The 3,081-nt window shown below is 37.9% G+C and carries 4 protein-coding genes; all 4 read left to right on the top strand.

The features are described 5' to 3' along the window. The first annotated feature begins 380 nt into the window (after positions 1 to 380). Positions 381 to 512, top strand: coding sequence for an FbpB family small basic protein (locus tag V7137_RS27560; RefSeq protein ID WP_026567322.1), 132 nt, complete (start codon positions 381 to 383; stop codon positions 510 to 512). Positions 513 to 578: 66 nt separating this feature from the next. Further along, positions 579 to 719 carry an acid-soluble spore protein N gene (locus V7137_RS27555; protein WP_218348329.1) on the top strand — a complete coding sequence of 47 codons (141 nt, stop codon included), beginning with the start codon at positions 579 to 581 and terminating at the stop codon, positions 717 to 719. A 148-nt stretch (positions 720 to 867) separates the two neighbouring features. Then, the gene (tlp, locus tag V7137_RS27550; protein ID WP_335701021.1) at positions 868 to 1,098 is read left to right on the top strand and encodes a small acid-soluble spore protein Tlp; all 231 of its coding nucleotides are present in this window, start codon (positions 868 to 870) and stop codon (positions 1,096 to 1,098) included. Positions 1,099 to 1,200: 102 nt separating this feature from the next. Beyond that, positions 1,201 to 3,081, top strand: a 1,881-nt coding sequence (locus tag V7137_RS27545; protein WP_420490187.1) for an AAA family ATPase, incomplete at its 3' end; no start/stop codon positions are given.

Genomic DNA, 3,081 nt, shown 5'->3' with positions numbered 1-3,081 from the left:
TGATTCAGACAGCATCCGAAAAAAATCCCCTGGTCCTGTCCGAATACGAGGTTGATTCGGACAACATCCACAAAAATCCCCTTGATCCTGTCCGAATACGAGGCTGATTCGGACAACATCCACATAAATTTCCTTGATCCTGTCCGAATACAATACTGATTTAGAAAACATTCGCAAAAAATTCCTAGATCCTGTCCGAATACGAGCTTGATTCGGACAGGATCCACAAAAAAATCCATGGATAGTTCAAATACAAAAGCTTATAATAGTTTTTTTAATAAAAAAATTTATAAACGCTATAATTTTCAAAAAGTTGTAATAATTGCAACCGTTTCCGGGCATAATAACTGTTAGAATAGGATATAAGGACGGTGATACCGATGAGAAAACCTAGAAAACGCTCATTTGCTGAGCTAGTATCTGAAAATAAAACACAACTCTTAAAAGATCGTGCTGCGATGGAAAAAATTGAACAAAGATTAGAAGAAAAGCGTCTCGGTAAAGCGGAATAACACAAAAGTTTTCCATTTATGTTTTCCTTCTTTATGGACAAAATGTTTATAAGGAGGGATCATGACATGGGTAAAAAATATCAAACAAAACGTTTTCAACCAGACCACGTAGGGACACAGCCACGAGGATTTAGTGGCAATAAGGGAAAAAAAATGAATGATAAATCAGGCGATCATGCCCAAGTAATACAAACAAAAGGTGAATAATAATGAATTATAAGACTTAACTGGTGAAAACCAGTGAGTCTTTTTTGTTGTTCACACTGCTTTTGTTGTTTCCGAAAAATTCTCTGTTTATTTTTTTCAGTCCGTAACAAACTATATCTGTAACAATCACACCATAGGAGGAAATACAATGGCCTTTAATAACAAACCGAATCCAGATGATCGTAGTGATAATGTTGAAAAACTACAAGCGATGATTCAAAATACGGAAAATAATATTGAAGCAGCTGAGGAATCATTAGCCCTCACTGACAGTGAGACACAACGCCAGCAAATTGAGCAGAAGAATGAACGCCGCCGGGAAAGCATTGATTCGTTCCGGTCAGAAATTAAAGATGAAGCAAATAACCAACAAAGCTAAAAACACGTGTAGACCTGTTCATTTTGGACAGGTCTTTTGCTTAGGTATGGGGCACCCGTTATGGTAAGATAGAAGGGAAATTTTGAAGAAGAAGTGATAATCTTGAGACAACTTGTAAACCAGCAAACAAATAATGAAGAGAAATTAAAGCAATGGGAACAGGAATTACAGCAAAATGGATCTATTTCAAATGAAAGTGCATTAATTTCCGCATTGACTGATGAATCCAATCCGCTCATCTTATCAAAACTTTTAACCGTTGCCGCCCTCTCTCGACTGGGACGAAATAATCAGGATAAAATGGCATCCATATGGTTGGAAAGAGCTCTTACATTATTCCCAAATAATCAAGAAGCTAAAGAATATATGATGAAATCTGATTGGAAAAAGATGAAGGGCTTACTATTACCGCTTACCTTTCCTTCTATGAGAGAGACAGATAACCGAACAGCGAAAAAGAAAACAGCCGAACAATACATAGAAGTTTGTCAAAACTTTTTAAATAATGCAGATGAAATTCAAACGGATCTAGCAGCAAAAAAAGACCTTTCGTCAACATTAAGGAATACTGATGTTTTTCAAAATTACAATCATCTATATGAGTTGTTTTCGACAGCTATTGACGAAACAGGCAGGCTATTAAAAGCAGTAGAAGAGTATGATCAATCGATTACAGGTGTTTTCCATACCTCCACCTATTATGATGACTTAAAAAAGCATTTATCTATTTTAGAGGAAATCAAAGAAACGTGGCAAAGGCAATTTAATGAAGAAGAAGTCCAATCTGACACTGCTCAAGTCAATGCACTAGATCAACTAAATGATATGGTTGGAATGGAGTTTGTCAAAAAACGGGTAAACGACTTTTACCGATTTCTTAAGTATCAAAAACAGCGGAAGGATCTAGGATTTCAAATTAAGGACGATCTGAGCCTGAATATGATTTTAACCGGAAATCCGGGGACGGGGAAAACAACCCTTGCGCGGTTGTTAGCGAAAATTTATCATGAATTAGGTGTTCTTCCTAGAGAAGAAGTAATTGAAACGGACCGCTCGCAGCTTGTCGGCTCTTTTGTTGGCCAGACGGAAGAAAACGTCCGCAAAATTGTTGAACGTTCGATCGGTGGTGTGCTTTTTATTGATGAAGCATACAGTCTGAAGCGCGAGGGTCAAACGGGAAATGATTATGGTCAAGCGGCAATTGATACGTTAGTTTCGCTAATGACTGGAAATGAGTATGGCGGAAAATTTGCGGTGATCATGGCAGGCTATCCCGAAGAAATGCGTACCTTTTTAGATGCAAATCCAGGTTTACGCAGTCGCTTTCCACAGTCCAACCTCATTCATTTGCCTAATTATTCAAATGACGAGTTAATCAGTATAGCTGAACAGGTTGCGTCAGATAATGATTATTTTCTAAGTGATGACGCTAAAATTCAAATCAATCATCGTCTCGATCGTGAACGGGTAGATGACACATTTGGTAATGCAAGAACGGTCCGCAATATCGTTATCGATGCCATTTTCAAGAAGGGCTCTCTAAAGGAAATCGCGGAAGAAAACATCCTAGAATATATGTTACTGAATAAAGAAGACTTTCTTATCGACAAAGAAGAAAATGATGAGTCCCCATATGAAAAATTAGACCGTCTTATTGGGTTAGATGCATTAAAAGTGGAGATGAGGTCACTTATCTCATTTGTAAAAATGCAGCAATACCGAATGAAAAAAGGACTGTCACCAGTGCCGATTCAATTACATGCTGTTTTCACGGGTAACCCTGGAACTGGGAAAACAACCGTAGCTAAGATTTATGCAGAGCTTTTGAAAGACTGTGGCGTCTTAAATAGAGGCCATCTGATTGTAGCAAGCAGGGCTGATTTTGTGGCTGGATATGTTGGTCAAACAGCCGGAAAAACAAAGAAAAAAATTAGGGAAGCTCTTGGGGGAGTCTTATTTATTGATGAAGCCTATTCGCTTTTT

The sequence above is a fragment of the Neobacillus drentensis genome, from assembly GCF_036962765.1.
In the GTDB taxonomy this organism is placed as follows: domain Bacteria; phylum Bacillota; class Bacilli; order Bacillales; family Cytobacillaceae; genus Neobacillus; species Neobacillus drentensis_C.
The sequence above is the reverse complement of the archived record's forward strand: the minus strand, read 5'-3'. Positions and strand labels throughout refer to the sequence as shown.

Bases quoted from the DNA above. Each gene is read 5' to 3' on its own strand.
- V7137_RS27560 (WP_026567322.1), top strand. From the start codon at position 381: ATGAGAAAACCTAGAAAACGCTCATTTGCTGAGCTAGTATCTGAAAAT.
- V7137_RS27555 (WP_218348329.1), top strand. From the start codon at position 579: ATGGGTAAAAAATATCAAACAAAACGTTTTCAACCAGACCACGTAGGG.
- tlp (WP_335701021.1), top strand. From the start codon at position 868: ATGGCCTTTAATAACAAACCGAATCCAGATGATCGTAGTGATAATGTT.